Here is a 15,196-nt window from a genome sequence, read left to right on the forward strand (position 1 = left end):
AGCTATCGAGAGCAGTCATCGTGGTCGGAGTGAGTTACGGCTTCGGGGCGTGATCCCTGTGGACGATGATACGTCCATCGTCGGTTAGATCGACGATATACGCGCTCTCGAGAGCGATTTCCAGGGACACGACTGTACTGCCGTCGCCGGAACTCCCGGCGAGAAGTTCATCGAGTGCGTTCGGGTCGGTGTGTTCGTGCAGGACGAATCCACTCTCGGCCGGCATCTCCATCGGTTCGACGCCTTCGAGGGCGCAGATCGTACGGACGACCGCGATACTGGGGGATACCTCGGCGTCGTACTCGTACTCAACGGCGTATGGTGGCTTCTCCATGGTAGGATTGTTAGATTGTGTCATACATTGCCTTCGGTGCGTTCGTCTCGCCCTGCTTATAAAACGGCTGGCTGTGCACTGGCAAAGGCCAATTTCTTAGGGACAACCACTATTACAGGGTTTGCAAAGGCTGGATTCCCACGCCGTGTAACTCCCTCCCACGTCCGGGTTTTGTCATCGACTCGTCAGGGTAGTACACGTGCCTGCAAGCCCGTTCGACGCTCCGTGTGATCCGGTCTCGGCTGTCGAAAGAAGTACTCGAGCGCAAAACGGGTATTTTGCCTCGTGCGGGACGCTACCGATCGCTACTTTCCGGGCGCTCGAGCCCCGTCAGATCGGCTCCGAGCACGAAGTCGCCTTCCTCGGAGAGGTCGGCACCGGCGTAGGCGGCGTCGGTGACGTGCTGGCCCGTCTCGGGGATCAGTACTCGCGTCTCGTCAGCACCGAGGTCGGCGGCGTCGCGTGCGATCGCGGCGAACAGCGTCCGTGCCGCGTCGACGTCTTCCCACGCACTAGCCCCGTACTCGGCCCAGGTCCGGGTCTCGCCGTCTTTCTCGCGGTCGTAGGTGCGGGTCCGGTAGGCTGCGCCCGCGAGTCCGTCCTCGCGTTCGACGGCGAAGACGGCCGTCTCGTCGGCGAACCGGTCGAAATCCTCGCGGGTCAGTTCCCTGAGCGCCCACGTCTCCTCGGGAGCGAGTCCGAGTCCGTCGAGACGCTCGCGTGCATCGCTGTGGGTCCAGTAACGCCACGCAGCGGCAGGATCGTTCGTGACTCGAGCGCGGGTCTCTGTCCCGGGTGCAGCCTGACGATCCGGCTGCGGCTTCGCGAACCGGAACTCCGCGAGCGGTTCGTAGCCGTTCGACCGCGACGCGCCGAGCGAGGCCGTGTTCCAGGAGTGAATCATCACGCGACCGATCGTCGCACCTTGCTCGCGCGCCCACTCGAAACAGGCTTCGGTCAACTGGCGGCTGATCCCCTGGCCACGGTAGTCCGCGGCGACGCGGATTCCCTGGAACCAGGCCTCGTCGTCCGTGAGCAACACTGCCTGGACGATACCGACCGGCGTCCCGTCGTCGACCGCGAGGAACGTCTTCTTCTCGTCGCGTTCGTCCTCGTCCTCGAGCCAGTCGTGGTAGATCTCGGGGATGTAGTCCCCACCACGGTCGTCCCAGATGGTCTCGGTGAACGCGAGGACGCCCTCGTAGTCGTCGTGGGTCGCTCGTCGAATTTCGATGCCGCTGTCGCTGTCCGCTTCGTGCTCGATCTCCGGTGTCATCGTTATTCCCAGGGTACCGATCGTTCCTGCAGTTCGCCTGCAATCGAGGTGTTCATCGTCTCTTCGACGTCCTCGGCGTGTTCGAGCGCCCACATCAGTTTGACCTTCGCCGTTCCGGGAAGGGTGTCGCCGGCCTCGATCACGCCCGCCTCGAGCAGGTCACGTCCCGTGTCGTAGACCCGGTCACAGACCCGTCCCTCGAGACATTGACTCGTCATGACGACGGTCGTGCCGTCGTCGACGAGTTCTTCGATCCGTGGGATGAGGTCGGTGTGAACGTGGCCGAGTCCGGTCCCCTCGAGGATCAGCCCCGCCGAGCCCTCGGCGACGTCGAGGAAGGCGGGGTCCATCCCCGGCGTGAACTTGATGAGTTCGACGTCCTCTGCAAGGGCGTCGGCGAGCGAGAGTTCGCGTTCACCGCGCTCCTGGTACTCCCGGCGGAATTCGACGGTCTCGGTTTCGTAGTCGACTTCACCGAGCGGCTCCGCACCGACGGTCTCGAACGCGTCGCGTCGAGAGGTATGATTCTTCCGTACGCGGGTGCCCCGATGGAGCGCACAGGCGTCGTCGCTCTCGGAGGCGTGCATACAGACCAGTACCTCCGCACAGTCGCTCTTCGCGGCCTCGACCGCACAGACGGCGTTCATCACGTTGTCCGACGACGGCCGGTCGGCCGACCGCTGAGAGCCAGTGAAGACGATCGGTACCGGCGTCTCGAGCATGAACGCGAGCGCGGAGGCGGAGTACTGCATCGTGTCGGTGCCGTGCATGACGACGACGCCGTCGGCACCGGCCTCGATCTCCTCGCGGACAGCCTGGGCGAGGTCCTGCCAGATTGCCGGTTCCATGTTCTCGGAGAGGATGTTCGCGACGACGCGGCCGCGATAGTTCGCACGACCCGCGAGGTCCGGGACGGCACGCAGGACGTCTTCGGCGTCGAACTGCGCCGTCACCGCGCCGGTCCGGTAGTCGACGGTCGAGGCGATCGTTCCGCCGGTCGAGATAAGCGAGATCGTCGGGAGGTCGTCGTCGAACTCGATTTCGGACTCGCTGCCGTCGCCCGTGCTGTCGGTGCCGTCGATCTCGTAGACGTCTTCCGCGAGGACGTCTACCTCCGCGCCCTCACGGTCGACGCCGACGTTGTATCCGCCCTCGAGTTTCACGACGAGCTGGTCGTCGTTGCTCGAGGGGAGCAACACGCCTTCGTACGTGCGATCGTCCCGATCGACGCGAACGCGATCGCCTGGATTCATAGGTCAGCGTTGCGGGCCATCGGACTTGAAGGCACGCTTTCGTCGATCGCCCTGTCGGACACTGGTGTGTAAATTCGCCGTGTGCCTGTCGTTCGACCGGTGTGCAAACCGGTTCAGGTGTTCATGTACTGTACTCGTCGATCGCTGCAACGACTTCCGTTCGACAGCCTCACATCATGAACCCGATCACGACCAGTCCCAGCCCGATCAGCAATAGCAGACCCGAAATAAGCGCCGTCAGGAGTCGGATCGACGTCAGTTCGTCTTCGTGAAGATCCAGCCGCGGATAGAGGTGTCGCCCGACACTGAGAAGAGCGATGGCGACGGCGACCACGAGAGCGCCGAACACGATCAGTTCCGTACTCACTGTCGGCCGTACCAGTCCGGTCGTCATAAAATGCTAGTCGCGCCGTCAGGAACCGGCAGCTGTAACGTCTCGTTGACTCCGGTATCGACGAAATCACCGCTCCATTTCGGCTGATTGTCAGGGGGAAAGTTCCATGATGCCAGCCGCTCACTGTTCGCGTATGAGCGACCGCTCGGACGAACTGACCGAGAGCCGGACCCCGGGGTCGACCGACGACCTCCTCGAGGAGACGGAGCGCCTGCTCGAGGACAGCGGATCGGGAACAGGGCTCGAGGACGACGCAGGCCGGCCACCCGCCGAATCCGCCACGCCCGACCAGGCCGAACGCGACCTCGAGAGCGACGCCGACGCTGGGCGTTCGTGGCGCTCTCGGCTCACGCTTCCGTCGACTTCGGTCTCCCGTGGCGACCTCTTCTCGCCGAAGGCGTTTCTCGCGTTCGTCGCACTCGTCAGCGTGGGGCTGTTCGCCGCCAACGCGGTGATTCCAGTCGCCGGCCGGCTGATCGGTATGTTCGCCGTCGCTTTCCTCCTCGGGCTGGTGACGAGCAAACGACGCTATCTCGAGATGACGGCTGCAGGCGTCGCCTCGGGCGGCGTAACGTCACTCCTGATCGATTCGTGGTTCGTGGCGGCCGGTCTCGGAACGCGGGTGCTTGCCATCGGTGCGACGACCGGCCTCGTCGCTGCACTCGCCGGCTACTACTTCGGCCGTGACCTCCGGTCGGGTCTCTCTCGAGACGTCGACTAGGAATTCAACTCCCAGCCACGTTTGGTTCGCTGGACGACCCCGTTGTCCGCCATCGCCTCGAGTAACTCGGCGATGACTTCGCGAGGGGCGTCGACGTCCCGGCTGAGTTCGCCGACGGACTTGGGTTCCGTACGGACACTCGCCAGCACGTCCGCGTAAATCCGGCTCTCGGGGCCAGCGCCGACCGACTCGGAGATTCGATCGAGGGCGTCACAGAGTCGACCCTGAACCCACCGCTGGGCGAGCGAAAGTTCGTTCTCGAGTTGCTCCAGTTCGTCGAGCAGTTCGAGCAGTTCGTCGAGGTCCTCGGTCTCGGCGGGATCGACGTCGAGCGAGAGGTGTCGACAGGTCGTAATGTCGAAACTGTTGTTCGCAGGATAGGCGCTCTTGCTCGCGAAGCCGTACGGCGAGACGCTCACCTCGAGGCGGACGTTCCGGGCGATGTGAAAGTACTTGCGGCGTTGATCGTCGACCCGGCTTTCGATCAGGCCGGCCTCCTCGAGTTTTCGCAGGTGTTCGATGACGGCCTTGGGACTCACGCCGAGATAGTCGGAGATTTCGGTTACGTAACAGGGTTTCCGGGAGAGTAATCGGAGGATCCGTCGCCGATTCTCGTTTCCCAGTAAATCCAGCAACGCGGCGGAGTCCATCGACCGGAGGTACGGTATCGGTGCTGAAAAGGGTGTCTGCTCACACTGGGTGGTCTTTTAGTGTCCTGGACCGCGATGGGAGCCTTCGCGTCCCGAATCGACGCTATCGATTTCGGGCCGCGTTCGATCAGTTGCTCGCGTTATCGCCGGTTCCCTGGTCCTGGCTCTGCCCTTGCTGCCCATTACCGGGGTTTGTCGGCGGCGCGGCTGTCTCGTCATCTGGGTCCTGTCCGGGCGGTTCATCAGGTTGCCCGCCACCGTTTCCGTTCTGGTTGTTCTCAGGGTCTGGCGTCGTGTCGGTCCCGTTCTGTCCGGGCGGTGTCGACGTACCGGGCTGGCCCGACTGATTGTCGTCGTTGCTCTGTCCCGGCGCCGTTCCGTTCTGTCCGGGCGGTGTTGCGTCCTCGCTCTGTCCGGGCGGTGTTGTGTTTTCGCCCTGTTCGGGTGGTGTTACGTCGTCGCTCTGACCAGGCGGTGTTGCGTCCTCACTCTGTCCGGGTGGCGTCGCGTTCTGTCCACCTCGTTCGTTCGCTCCACCGCGGTCTCCCGGCGGTCCGGCACCCGGTTGCTGTGCGAGTCCAGGAATCGAACGTGCTGCATCGGCCACGTCGGAATCCGCGATATTCGAAGCGTTCGACTGGATCGTCTCGAGACGGTCCTCGTCGATCCCTGCTGCCGTGGCACGGGGTTTCGTCCGCTCGATCTCGCGCTCGAGAGAGTCGATTTCGACTGCCAGTCTGGTCATGCGGGCGCGGTACTCCGCCGACTCGCCACCGGACTCGTTCTCGGCTTTCAGTTCGCGGAGTTCCTCCCGTTCGGTCTCGAGACGGTCGATCTGTTCCTCGAGGTCGTCGGTCCGGTCGGCGACGAGGTCCGATCGCCGGTCGTCGTCCGACCGCTCGTAGCTGGCGTCGAACAGGCCGGACTGGACCGACTGTTCGGCGTCGGCGGCACTGGCCTGCATGAAGGTCGCGATCGTCGCGTTGGCGTCGGACGGTTCCGCGTCCGACTCGGCAGTCGAGTTCGTGGCGGCATCGGCTGCAACCGGCGCGATCGCGAGTCCGACGAGAGCGACGACGGCGAGGAGGGCGACCGTCCGAATCGTAGTCATCACTCGGTCATATCATCGATCCCATTAAAAAGACGAATATTCGTTTGTACGGTTCAGTTGCCTCTATCGACGTTCGAGAACGGAGACAAGCGTTTATACGGCTCGCAGGATCCGCCGTTACGTCTTCTCCGGTTATCGACCCAGTCGACGCTGATTGCAATACTGTTTAAATCTGTTCGCAAATAGTTATCCCTCTCCGGACCATGTGTCTGGTTACCATGTTCGAGGTGTTCTCTCGAAGTTACTATCTCGGACGCCTCTACGTGACGCCGACCGACGAAGACCACGCGTTCATGCACACCGACCAGCATCGACGCATCAACGAAGCGGTGTACGCGACCGGCGAGGGGGTAGAGCGGCTGGATTCGCCGCTGGTGATGAAACTCGAGTCGCGACACTTCCCCGTCCACGGCGACGAGGGCGTCCCGGCGAACACGCTCGCAGTCCCGGAGTCGATGTTAGCGGAGACTGACCTCCAGAATCCGCCCACGCTTCAGGAGGTGTTCCTGGCTCGCCGGGAACGTGCCCGGCAGTTACTGTCGTTCGCCGGTGGCTGGCAGGTCGCGGGTGACGCGTCGACGTCCGATCCCGGCGACGACTATCCGAACGCCGGTACCTAAAAGTACTCTCGCTTCGCCTTTTCGCCCGAATGCTCGACCTCGACGAGTTACTCGGACGCGCGTCGCTCAAAGACCGCATCGACGAACTCGAGGCGGAAAACGATCGGCTGCGAGAACAGTACGAGGCCGAGTCCGACCGCCGGGCAGCGGCGGCCACGGCCAGACAGGAAGCCGAGGAGACGGTCAACCGCCTCGAGGACCGGATCGCCCAGCTCGAGGGTGAACTCGAACGGATCGACGAGGACGCGGACGGCCCGACCGTCGACGTTCGGAGCCGCGAGCAACTGCGTGGGGCTCGACTCGAGGAGGTGCTCGACCGTCTCGAGTCGGTCCGAACCGAGTCGGAGGGTGCGCTGACGGCCGTCGTCGAAGACGGCGTCTCCGATCTCGACGCTCGTATCGAACGCGACCTGACGGAAGCCCTCGGCCACGAGCGGATCGCGCTCGTCGACGACGCCGCCCCCTGCGTGCTCTGTGTCGACGACGCCGGGATCGTCTCGGTCGCCCTCGACCCACCTGCTTTCCCCGGTAGCGAATCCGCCTGGAACGATCGGTTTACCCTCGATCGCGAGTGGTTCCAGCCGATCGGTAGCCACGCGCTCGCGCTCGTCCGGACGGACCTGTTCGCCGTCGGCATCTACGACGGCGACGAGCGACTCGAGTTCCACGGCTTCGAGAGCGACGTGAAGGGAAGCCACTCGAAAGGTGGCTTCTCGCAGGCGCGGTTCGAACGAATTCGGGACGAACAGATCGACGATCACCTCGAGCAGGCCACGGAAACGCTCGAGGAACGCGTCGCGGGTGAGGTCGATCGACTCTACCTGACGGGTCAACGCGGCGTCGTCGACACGCTCGCCGAGGAGACGACGGTCGAACCCACGCCGGCAGCGACTGCGGCAGTCGACGCCACCGGAAAGCCGGAACCGGCGCTCGAGGACGCCTACCGATCGTTCTGGACGACGGAACTGCAGGTTCTGTAGCTTCTCGATCACGCCGATTCGCCCTAGAACCGGCAAGATACGTCCGCCAGCGAACCGGAGAGCACCCTTAAGTACTCCCTGGTCCATGTCCCCGATATGCGCGTCGCAATACTCGCCCACGAGAAGTTTCCGGGCCGGGCAAAGACGGCACTCGGCGTACTCCGGTATGCCGACTACGAGGCCGTCGCAGTCCTCGACCGAGAATCCGCAGGTAGCCGCGTCTCAGACCACGTTCCCGACGTCCAAGACGCCCCGATCGTCGAGGGGATGGACGACCTCGAGGCCGACGAGGTCGACGCCCTGCTGATCGGCATCGCGCCGATCGGCGGCGGCTTCGACGAGAGCTGGCGGTCGGACGTCAGGACCGCACTCGAGTACGGCTGTGACGTCATCTCTGGTCTGCACTACTTCCTCGAAGACGACGAGGAGTTCGTCGAACTCGCCGAGGAGAACGGCTGTGAACTCCGGGACGTCCGCAAACCCGACGACGATCTGACGGTCGCCGAAGGGATCGCCGGCGACGTCGACGCCGAGGTCATCACGACCGTCGGCACCGACTGCTCGGTCGGCAAGATGACCGTCTCGATGCGCCTCGCCCGCGACGCTCGCGAGGCCGGCTACGACGTCGGCGTGATCCCGACCGGCCAGACCGGGATCATGATCGAGGGCTGGGGGAACCCGATCGACCGCGTCGTGTCGGACTTCACCGCCGGCGCGGTCGAGGAGATGATCGTCGAGAAAGGCGACGAACACGACTACCTGATCGTCGAGGGGCAGGGCAGTATCGTCCACCCCGCCTACTCCGCGGTCACCTGTGGCATCCTCCACGGCTCGATGCCGGACAAGCTCGTCCTCTGTCACGATGCCGGCCGCGAGGTCGTCCACGGCTACGAGTCGTTCGACCTCCCCTCGATCCCGACGTACGTCGACCTCTACGAGAACCTCTCGGCACCCGTTGCCGAGGCGGAGGTCGTCGCCGGTGCGCTCAACACGTCCGATCTCGAGGACGATGCGGCCCGGGAAGCGGTCGACGAGTACGCCGACGCACTCGGTGCGCCGGCGACCGACGTCATCCGTCACGACACCGACGAGATCCTGGAGGTGATCCTCGAATGACGCTCGAGACCTCCTTCCAGCGCCACACCCTGCCGCTCGAGTTCCCGTTCACGATTTCGCGTGGCACGTCGACCGAGACCGACGTCGTCACCGTCCGTATCGAGGACGACGAAGGGACGGTCGGCGTCGGCGGTGCCGGACCGTCCGCTCACTACGGCGAGACGGCGGATACCGTCGAGGCCGTCCTGCCGGACCTCCTGTCGGTCGTCGAAGACGTCGACGACCCACACCAGCTCGGCCGTATCGAGCGCCGGATGCGCGAGACCGTCGAGCGAAACCCCGCCGCTCGATGTGCCGTCAGCATCGCACTCCACGACCTCGTCACCAAGCGTCTTGGCGTCTCACTGTACGAGTACTGGGGACTCGATCCCGTCGACACCGTCGAGAGCTCCTACACCATCGGGATCGACGACACGGAGACGATGCGGGAGAAGACCGAACTCGCGCTCGAGCGCGGCTACACCACGCTGAAAGTCAAACTCGGCACCGACCGCGACATCGAGATCGTCGAGACGATTCGTGACGTCGCTCCCGCCGAGGACGTCCGGCTGTACGTCGACGCAAACGAGGCCTGGACGCCCCGCGAAGCGGTCCGGAAGATCGAGAAGCTGGCAGCCTACGACCTCGAGTTCGTCGAACAGCCCGTCCCCGCCGAGAACCCCGAGGGGCTCCAGTTCGTCTACGAGCGCGCAGCACTACCGATCGCGGCCGACGAGTCCTGTATCACCGTCGAGGACGTCCCACAGATCGCGAACCGCTGTGACATCGCGAACCTGAAACTGATGAAGTGTGGCGGACTCCGGGAGGCGAAACGGATCATCCACGCCGCCCGCGCCCACGGCCTGCAGGTCATGTGTGGCTGTATGAGCGAGTCCAACGCCTCGATCGCGGCGGCCTGTCACCTCGCGCCGATGCTCGACTACGCCGACCTCGACGGCTCTCTGCTGCTCGACGACGACCCCTACGACGGCGTGGCGATGCCCGGCGGCCGTATCGACCTCGAGAGTCTCGACCGATCCGGTACCGGCGCCGTCCTCGAGTAAGCGAATCGTTTCGTTCGGCCGTGCATTCATCCCCCTCGCTGTCGTGGTCGAGTCTATGAGGTTCACGCTTACTGACGAGCAGGCGGCGTTCCGGGATACGGTACGGGAGTTCGCGACCGAGGAGATCGAACCGCGTGCAAGCGAACTGGATCGCAACGAGGAGTATCCTGCAGAGATTCTCGACTCGCTGGGCGAGATGGGACTGGCCGGACTCACGCTCTCGGAGGAGCACGGCGGCGAGGGCGGCGACCTGGTCGATCTCGTGCTCGCGATAGAGGAACTGTCGGCCGCGATGATGCCCGTCGCGAGCGCGCTCGCCCTGCATCTCGGCGTGGCGACGGTCGTCGAACGGTTCGGCACCGACGAGCAGGCCGAACGATTCTTACCGGAGATGAGCCGATTCGAGACCGTCGGGGCGCTCGGACTGAGCGAGGAGGAGGCCGGCAGCGACAAACTGTCGATGGAGACGACCGCCGAACGGGACGGCGACGAGTGGGTTCTCGACGGTCACAAACGCTGGGTGACGAACTTCCTCGATGCGGACGTCGTCCTCACCTACGCCAGGACGGGTCCCGACGAGGACGCGCCGCACAACATCAGCGCGTTTCTCGTCCCGACCGAGGCGTTCGAGGTCGATCACGTCTGGGAGACGCTCGGCGCTCGCAGCGTCAAGTCGCCGAAGGTTACTCTTGCGGACGTTCGCGTCCCAGACGATCGACGAATCGGGTCGGTGGGCGAGGCGTACGTCCAGCGGAGTCGGGTCGACGTCGGCGTGAACGTCCCGGCACGAGCAGTTGGCCTCGCTCGAGCGGCGCTCGAGGATGCCGTCGAACACGTGACCGACCGCCGGCAGTTCGACGAGCGGATCGGCGACTTCCAGGGGGTCCGCTGGGAACTCGCGGAGATGTCTTCGCAGGTCGACGCTGCACGGCTGTTGACGCTTCGAGCGGCCGATCTCGCGGATCGCGGACGCGACGCGGGCCAGGCGATGAGCACTGCGAAATTCTACGCCACCGAAGCCGCCGTCGACGTCACGAACGACGCCCTCCAGTTACACGGCGGCGTCGGCTACACCGCTGCCAGCGACGTCGAACGCTACCTGCGGGACGCGCGCCTGCTGACGATCGCCGGCGGCCCCAACGCCCTCCACCGGGACACGGTCGCCGACGCCGTTCTCGAGTGAGCCGTCGAGTTAGCGGGGGACACTGTCAGCCCGACCGCCAACATGGTTTACAACGGCGGTCGATGTCGAACGGGCCTGCACATGGACGATCGACGCGACCGCCGGCGGGTTACCCGTCGGACACTGTTGCGGGCATCGGCGGGGACGGTGACGCTGGCAGCGGCAGGGTCGAGTTCGGCCGCAGCCACGGGCGAGGGGCGCGACCGGGCGCTGTTCGAGCGACGCTGTCCCGAGGCGACGCTCGAGCCGAGTATGGGTTACTGTGAGGGCGCGAGCACCGAGGGCTGTGCCGACGACCATCCCGTTACGGTTGCCCTCCAGCGGGAGGTCCGGGAGACGCTCGAAACCGAGTATCCGGACGTCGGCGCGCTGGTCGACGCGGGCTTTAAACCCTACTTCGACACGCTCGACGGGGACGACGACGGCTGGTCGCACTGGCTGAGTCCGGAGTACATCGGTGACGACGCGGTGCTCGATCCCGAACGCCCGGAGTCGGTGCTCGTGGACAACGACTCCTGGCGCTCGATCGGCGTGATGTTTATCGCGACGCGCGACGGGGAACCGGTCGACCCGCCAGCGGTGTACGAGGAGACCGACGACGAGGACGATCCGTGGGGGACAGAAGAGTCGGACTGGGACGACGACCTCGAGTCTTCGGTAGACGCCGATAACGACGAGCACCATCACGACGATCGGGATCGCGACCACGAAGACGACCACGGACACGGCCACGATCACGGGGAGCCTCCTGCCGACGACCCGGACCGCTGTTCTCCGTGGCACTACCATTCCGGGCTTCCCGGCCGGTTCGCCTGGTGGTTCTACCAGAAAGTCTACGAACGGAGTTTCGCCGACGGCGATGTCCGACTCCCCTGTCGGACCCCCTGTATGATGCACGTCTGGACCGTCGAGCATCCCGGTGGCGTCTACGCCCACGGCGGGCCGCCGCCGGAGTATCGCGATCAGCCGCCGGCCGAGGATCCTGACTTCGACACCGACGCCGAACCCGGTAGCGACGAACTCGACTGGGACGTCCTGCCCGACGACGTGACGCCCGACGAGCGACCCGAGTCGCTCTCGGTCGGATTCGATTTCCGGCCGTAACAGTCGTAGTAGCCGTTTAAACCGGGGTTACGGTTTCCTGGCTGGCGTATACTGGAACCATGTATTCGTGATGGTCGTCCCCGTCGACGAGAGAGACCGCGACGGTTTCGGGGACTTCGGAAACGAAGTCGGAAAACTCGATGTTCGGCTGTTCGACTACTTCATCGTCTTCGACGTATACTTCGAGAACCACGGTGATGGCGTAGTCGTCGTCTCTCGTCCCCTTCTCGATTGCGAGTGGGTCGTCCAGTTCGTCGGGGCATTGTTCAGATTAACCTATTCCAGTAGTATGCGAGGCTTTGAAGCCATGTTTCGACCGTTTCTGGATCGGCATTTCTGAAGCAATTTCCAAACTGGTACGTTCGTCGTTTTACTTCCTTGAAGACACGTTCAACGCTGTTGCGTTGACCGTGGCGTTCGTACCGAAACTCGTAGCCACGGCGGTGGAGTGCGGCTTTGAGCCAGTCTGCAGAATCGACGAGAAACACGGCGTCGTCGACGTCGTGTTTCTCGCTTAGTTCGTCGAGGAAGATCCCCGTAAGACCCGTGTTTCTCGTCGGAAACAGCCGAACGTGGAGGAATTCGTTTGTTGCTGGATCAACCGCTGCAAACAGCCAGTACCGGTCGTCAGTGAGCTGGATCACAGTCTCATCAACCGCAACGTGATCCGGTGATTTGCCGTCCTCGGGCTGTAGCTCTGCTTTTTGCACCCAGTTATGGACGGTTGACCGAGCACGGTCGACACCGAATCTCTCCAATATCTGAACAGTATCCGAAAGCGAGAGACCGGCGAGATGAAGGTGGATACTGAGCCGCATCAGCTCGCGCGGTGTCTGCTCGCGCTCCACAAATTCTAACTGAATGTCGCTGCTAAGTAGTGTGAGGCGGTTGAATTCTGGCATGGACACCACGAATTCCACCGCCTCGCTCCTTCAAACTCTAATCTGAACAGCGCCGTTCGTCGGTGACGGACGACCAGACGTGGTCTCTCGCGACCGACGCGGCTTCCCGCTCGAGGTCGTCGCTCGTCGACTCGGCGTCGTCCGTTACCGAAAGCGGCTCACCGTCGGCACGAACGGGGCCGTTCTGGAACGCGGTCAGATCTCGGTCTTCGTCCGTCGTCCCATCGTCGCTTCCCAGACAGCCGGCTCCGACGCCGATTCCCGAAACCAGCCCGGCGAGAACTGTTCGTCGTCGCACGTCCGGTTTACTACTCTGACGTGTGAGTATTTTGTGGTGTTCGCATCGAGTCCTCGTGACGGTTCTACCGGCTCCACGGCCATTTTAAGCGTTCGCCGAAAACGACGACTATGGGCTACGACACCGCAGCCAAGGCCGATCCGGAATCCGTCGTCCCCGAGGAGTTCGGCGGCATGTGGTTCCTGAAAGACGAACTCGAGTCCGATAGCGTCGGCTTCACCGTACTCGAACTCGAGCCCGGCGGGAAGGGCAAGGAACACGACGAGACGGAGACCGGTCAGGAGGAGATTTACTACGTCCTCGAGGGCGAAATCGAGGTCGAACTTACCGACAGCGACGAGACGGTGTCGCTCGAGGCAGACGAGGCGATCCGGCTCGACCCCGACGAGACTCGACAGATCCGCAACGAGGGCGACGAACGGGCGAAGCTGATTCTCGTCGGCGCACCGCTCTGAGGGCGGCGAGTCGTCGTTCGTTCGTCTTCTCTCACGTATCCGGTGCCGGATACGCGTCGCCGTCGATCGTGATCGTGACGTCGTCGGTATCCGGGACTTCGCGTTCCTCGTCCGTGATCCGGAGGACGCTCGAGTGGATCGCGTAGTCGTCACCACCGACGGACGGCGTCTCTATCGAGAACGCCGCGTGGATCCCGTCGTCGGTGCGCTCGAGTTCCTCGAAGACCAGTTCGCGGTCGGATTGCATGCCGTACTGGACGACCAGCAGGTACGCCGTCTCGAAGTCGGTCGCCTCGAGGAAGTCGTCGATCGACCCCTCTCGGTCGAACCGCTCGTCTGCGGTCTCCTGATCGGGAACGACGGTCCAGTAGTGGTCCTCACGGCCTCCCACGTAGTCGCCCTCGGTCTGGTGGTATCCCAGTCCGTCCTCGAGTACGTCCGTCACCTCGGCGTGCGTGTCGACTGTCGTTCCGGACGGCGTCGTCGGTTCCCTGGAAAAGACGCGATCACCGACGGCCGTACAGCCCGCGAGGGCGACAGTGACGGCCGCCGGGACGCCAGCGAGGAGGGGGCGGCGGTACATACGCGATAGTTGATTCGCGATCGACAAATAACTGGCCCGAAGCGACGGCGGTCGTGCCGTCACTCCCACTCGATATCCTCGCCGCGACTCGACTCGCGCAGGATGAACGGCCCGATTGCGAGCGTTCGTTTCGCCATCGTCGCGATCCGGACGATGAACGCGATTAGCAGGAGGAAGGGAGTGACTGCGATCGTCGAGGTCGCCACGACGATCCACACGAGGGCGTCGATGCCGAGGACCGTCCCCGTCACAACGTCGGTATCGAAGAACAGCAGCATCGACATCGCGACGACCAGCGCCGGCACCGCGACGTACATCATCGCTCGCGAGAGGTTGATCAACTCCCACTGGAAGTACAGCGTCTTGAAGTGCTCGCGGGCGAGGCCGAACAGCTTCAGCGACTCGAGCAGGTCGTCGTACGCTGCCTCGGCCTCGTCGGTAAAGGAGTCGGCGTGAGCGTTCTTGATCCGGCGGGCCCGGAAGATCTTCCAGGAGTAGTTGTAATCCAGCGCGGCCTTGACGACGTCGTAGGTGCCAAACTGTGCGGTCTCGAGGTCGTCCCGGATCGCGTCGGCGTGGGTCGTCACGTTGTCGACGAAGTCGTCGACGCGCTCGATCAGTTCGTCGTCCTGGCTGTCCGACACGGCCGTCCGAAAGTCCTCGGCGCGCTCCTCGGAGGCGGCGACGATCGCCTGGACGAACGACGCCGGTTCCGGCGGGCTGATCGGTGCGTCGATCGATTCCTCGATGTCCGTCCGAAACTCGAGTGCGCCCTCGAGACGCTCACGCTGGTCCTCGACGGCACCGAGTTCCTGGGAGAGCACGAGCGAGTTGATCGTGACGACGAGTGTGACGCCGGTGATGAGTGCGGTGACGAGCGCCTGGAACAGCGTGTGGACGGGCTCTTTCTCGCCCATCAGCGCACGCAGGGAGACGGGACTCAGTTCGGCGATGGCCAGCAGGCCGACGAAAACGAAGATCATCAGCCCCACGGTGACCAGCCAGCGGTTAGCGTTCAACAGGAGGTGATGTTTCCAGGTCGGGTCCTCGCTGCGCTCGGCCATCGTGTCGCTCGGCTGGGAGCCGTCGCCGCTCATCGCTCGAGAGCGGGATACCACGGAGGGGCTGAAATAAGTACGGCAGGAATCCGAGACGGCGTCTCATACGGATTGC

At 63.9% G+C, this 15,196-nt stretch carries 18 protein-coding genes; 8 read left to right on the forward strand and 10 right to left on the reverse strand.

Annotated features, from left to right (window positions below; genetic code table 11):
- Positions 1 to 34: 34 nt before the first annotated feature.
- The 4 genes from BLR35_RS01125 to BLR35_RS01140 all read right to left on the reverse strand — a co-directional run bounded on the left by BLR35_RS01125 (position 35) and on the right by BLR35_RS01140 (position 3,230).
- A complete protein-coding gene (locus BLR35_RS01125; protein WP_244510164.1) occupies positions 35 to 334 on the reverse strand; it encodes a HalOD1 output domain-containing protein in 300 nt (99 codons plus the stop codon).
- A gap of 295 nt (positions 335 to 629) precedes the next feature.
- Positions 630 to 1,610, reverse strand: coding sequence for a GNAT family N-acetyltransferase (locus BLR35_RS01130; protein ID WP_090376100.1), 981 nt, complete (start codon positions 1,608 to 1,610; stop codon positions 630 to 632).
- Between the two features lie 2 nt (positions 1,611 to 1,612).
- On the reverse strand, positions 1,613 to 2,863 hold the full coding sequence (gatD, locus tag BLR35_RS01135) for a Glu-tRNA(Gln) amidotransferase subunit GatD (RefSeq protein ID WP_090376103.1): 1,251 nt from the start codon (positions 2,861 to 2,863) through the stop codon (positions 1,613 to 1,615).
- A 169-nt stretch (positions 2,864 to 3,032) separates the two neighbouring features.
- On the reverse strand, positions 3,033 to 3,230 hold the full coding sequence (locus tag BLR35_RS01140) for a hypothetical protein (RefSeq protein WP_244510165.1): 198 nt from the start codon (positions 3,228 to 3,230) through the stop codon (positions 3,033 to 3,035).
- Positions 3,231 to 3,390: 160 nt separating this feature from the next.
- On the opposite strand from BLR35_RS01140, the gene BLR35_RS01145 reads away from it, so the two are divergent.
- A complete protein-coding gene (locus BLR35_RS01145) occupies positions 3,391 to 3,978 on the forward strand; it encodes a hypothetical protein (protein WP_090376109.1) in 588 nt (195 codons plus the stop codon).
- On the opposite strand, the gene BLR35_RS01150 is transcribed toward BLR35_RS01145, so the two are convergent.
- Both BLR35_RS01150 and BLR35_RS01155 read right to left on the reverse strand, forming a co-directional pair.
- Positions 3,975 to 4,628, reverse strand: a complete 654-nt coding sequence (locus tag BLR35_RS01150; RefSeq protein ID WP_090376112.1) for an ArsR/SmtB family transcription factor — start codon at positions 4,626 to 4,628, stop codon at positions 3,975 to 3,977. The two genes, BLR35_RS01145 and BLR35_RS01150, sit on opposite strands and share 4 nt — an antisense overlap.
- 127 nt (positions 4,629 to 4,755) lie before the next feature.
- Positions 4,756 to 5,739 carry a hypothetical protein gene (locus BLR35_RS01155; RefSeq protein WP_090376117.1) on the reverse strand — a complete coding sequence of 328 codons (984 nt, stop codon included), beginning with the start codon at positions 5,737 to 5,739 and terminating at the stop codon, positions 4,756 to 4,758.
- A 218-nt stretch (positions 5,740 to 5,957) separates the two neighbouring features.
- Between BLR35_RS01155 and BLR35_RS01160 the strand changes: the two genes are divergently transcribed.
- The 6 genes from BLR35_RS01160 (at position 5,958) to BLR35_RS01185 (ending at position 11,785) form a co-directional block, all read left to right on the forward strand.
- On the forward strand, positions 5,958 to 6,359 hold the full coding sequence (locus BLR35_RS01160; RefSeq protein ID WP_090376119.1) for a DUF5802 family protein: 402 nt from the start codon (positions 5,958 to 5,960) through the stop codon (positions 6,357 to 6,359).
- A 29-nt stretch (positions 6,360 to 6,388) separates the two neighbouring features.
- Positions 6,389 to 7,339, forward strand: coding sequence for a Vms1/Ankzf1 family peptidyl-tRNA hydrolase (locus BLR35_RS01165; protein WP_090376123.1), 951 nt, complete (start codon positions 6,389 to 6,391; stop codon positions 7,337 to 7,339).
- A gap of 96 nt (positions 7,340 to 7,435) precedes the next feature.
- Complete coding sequence (locus BLR35_RS01170; RefSeq protein WP_090376126.1) at positions 7,436 to 8,455, forward strand: N-acetyltransferase DgcN family protein; 1,020 nt, start codon at positions 7,436 to 7,438, stop codon at positions 8,453 to 8,455.
- Positions 8,452 to 9,498, forward strand: coding sequence for a dipeptide epimerase (locus BLR35_RS01175; protein ID WP_090376129.1), 1,047 nt, complete (start codon positions 8,452 to 8,454; stop codon positions 9,496 to 9,498). The genes BLR35_RS01170 and BLR35_RS01175 overlap by 4 nt, the downstream gene beginning before the upstream one ends.
- A gap of 55 nt (positions 9,499 to 9,553) precedes the next feature.
- Positions 9,554 to 10,681 carry an acyl-CoA dehydrogenase family protein gene (locus BLR35_RS01180; RefSeq protein WP_090376132.1) on the forward strand — a complete coding sequence of 376 codons (1,128 nt, stop codon included), beginning with the start codon at positions 9,554 to 9,556 and terminating at the stop codon, positions 10,679 to 10,681.
- An 81-nt stretch (positions 10,682 to 10,762) separates the two neighbouring features.
- Complete coding sequence (locus BLR35_RS01185; RefSeq protein WP_090376135.1) at positions 10,763 to 11,785, forward strand: hypothetical protein; 1,023 nt, start codon at positions 10,763 to 10,765, stop codon at positions 11,783 to 11,785.
- A gap of 266 nt (positions 11,786 to 12,051) precedes the next feature.
- Here BLR35_RS01185 and BLR35_RS01190 read toward each other — a convergent pair whose 3' ends face one another.
- Both BLR35_RS01190 and BLR35_RS01195 read right to left on the reverse strand, forming a co-directional pair.
- Positions 12,052 to 12,687 carry an IS6 family transposase gene (locus BLR35_RS01190; RefSeq protein ID WP_090376138.1) on the reverse strand — a complete coding sequence of 212 codons (636 nt, stop codon included), beginning with the start codon at positions 12,685 to 12,687 and terminating at the stop codon, positions 12,052 to 12,054.
- 37 nt (positions 12,688 to 12,724) lie between these two features.
- Positions 12,725 to 12,985, reverse strand: a complete 261-nt coding sequence (locus BLR35_RS01195; protein WP_090376141.1) for a hypothetical protein — start codon at positions 12,983 to 12,985, stop codon at positions 12,725 to 12,727.
- Positions 12,986 to 13,095: 110 nt separating this feature from the next.
- Between BLR35_RS01195 and BLR35_RS01200 the strand changes: the two genes are divergently transcribed.
- Entirely contained in the window at positions 13,096 to 13,440 is a 345-nt protein-coding gene (locus BLR35_RS01200) for a cupin domain-containing protein (RefSeq protein WP_090376144.1), read from the forward strand.
- Between the two features lie 31 nt (positions 13,441 to 13,471).
- On the opposite strand, the gene BLR35_RS01205 is transcribed toward BLR35_RS01200, so the two are convergent.
- Together BLR35_RS01205 and BLR35_RS01210 are read right to left on the reverse strand one after the other, a co-directional pair.
- A complete protein-coding gene (locus BLR35_RS01205) occupies positions 13,472 to 14,023 on the reverse strand; it encodes a hypothetical protein (protein WP_090376146.1) in 552 nt (183 codons plus the stop codon).
- 59 nt (positions 14,024 to 14,082) lie between these two features.
- A complete protein-coding gene (locus BLR35_RS01210; RefSeq protein WP_090376149.1) occupies positions 14,083 to 15,120 on the reverse strand; it encodes a DUF7972 family membrane protein in 1,038 nt (345 codons plus the stop codon).
- Between the last annotated feature and the right edge of the window lie 76 nt (positions 15,121 to 15,196).

This window comes from Natronobacterium texcoconense, assembly GCF_900104065.1.
GTDB classification, from domain to species: domain Archaea; phylum Halobacteriota; class Halobacteria; order Halobacteriales; family Natrialbaceae; genus Natronobacterium; species Natronobacterium texcoconense.

Coding starts and splice junctions, on each gene's coding strand:
- BLR35_RS01125 (WP_244510164.1), bottom strand. CDS start 334: ATGGAGAAGCCACCATACGCCGTTGAGTACGAGTACGACGCCGAGGTA.
- BLR35_RS01130 (WP_090376100.1), bottom strand. CDS start 1,610: ATGACACCGGAGATCGAGCACGAAGCGGACAGCGACAGCGGCATCGAA.
- gatD (WP_090376103.1), bottom strand. CDS start 2,863: ATGAATCCAGGCGATCGCGTTCGCGTCGATCGGGACGATCGCACGTAC.
- BLR35_RS01145 (WP_090376109.1), top strand. CDS start 3,391: ATGAGCGACCGCTCGGACGAACTGACCGAGAGCCGGACCCCGGGGTCG.
- BLR35_RS01150 (WP_090376112.1), bottom strand. CDS start 4,628: ATGGACTCCGCCGCGTTGCTGGATTTACTGGGAAACGAGAATCGGCGA.
- BLR35_RS01155 (WP_090376117.1), bottom strand. CDS start 5,739: ATGACTACGATTCGGACGGTCGCCCTCCTCGCCGTCGTCGCTCTCGTC.
- BLR35_RS01160 (WP_090376119.1), top strand. CDS start 5,958: ATGTTCGAGGTGTTCTCTCGAAGTTACTATCTCGGACGCCTCTACGTG.
- BLR35_RS01165 (WP_090376123.1), top strand. CDS start 6,389: ATGCTCGACCTCGACGAGTTACTCGGACGCGCGTCGCTCAAAGACCGC.
- BLR35_RS01170 (WP_090376126.1), top strand. CDS start 7,436: ATGCGCGTCGCAATACTCGCCCACGAGAAGTTTCCGGGCCGGGCAAAG.
- BLR35_RS01175 (WP_090376129.1), top strand. CDS start 8,452: ATGACGCTCGAGACCTCCTTCCAGCGCCACACCCTGCCGCTCGAGTTC.
- BLR35_RS01180 (WP_090376132.1), top strand. CDS start 9,554: ATGAGGTTCACGCTTACTGACGAGCAGGCGGCGTTCCGGGATACGGTA.
- BLR35_RS01185 (WP_090376135.1), top strand. CDS start 10,763: ATGGACGATCGACGCGACCGCCGGCGGGTTACCCGTCGGACACTGTTG.
- BLR35_RS01190 (WP_090376138.1), bottom strand. CDS start 12,687: ATGCCAGAATTCAACCGCCTCACACTACTTAGCAGCGACATTCAGTTA.
- BLR35_RS01200 (WP_090376144.1), top strand. CDS start 13,096: ATGGGCTACGACACCGCAGCCAAGGCCGATCCGGAATCCGTCGTCCCC.
- BLR35_RS01205 (WP_090376146.1), bottom strand. CDS start 14,023: ATGTACCGCCGCCCCCTCCTCGCTGGCGTCCCGGCGGCCGTCACTGTC.
- BLR35_RS01210 (WP_090376149.1), bottom strand. CDS start 15,120: ATGAGCGGCGACGGCTCCCAGCCGAGCGACACGATGGCCGAGCGCAGC.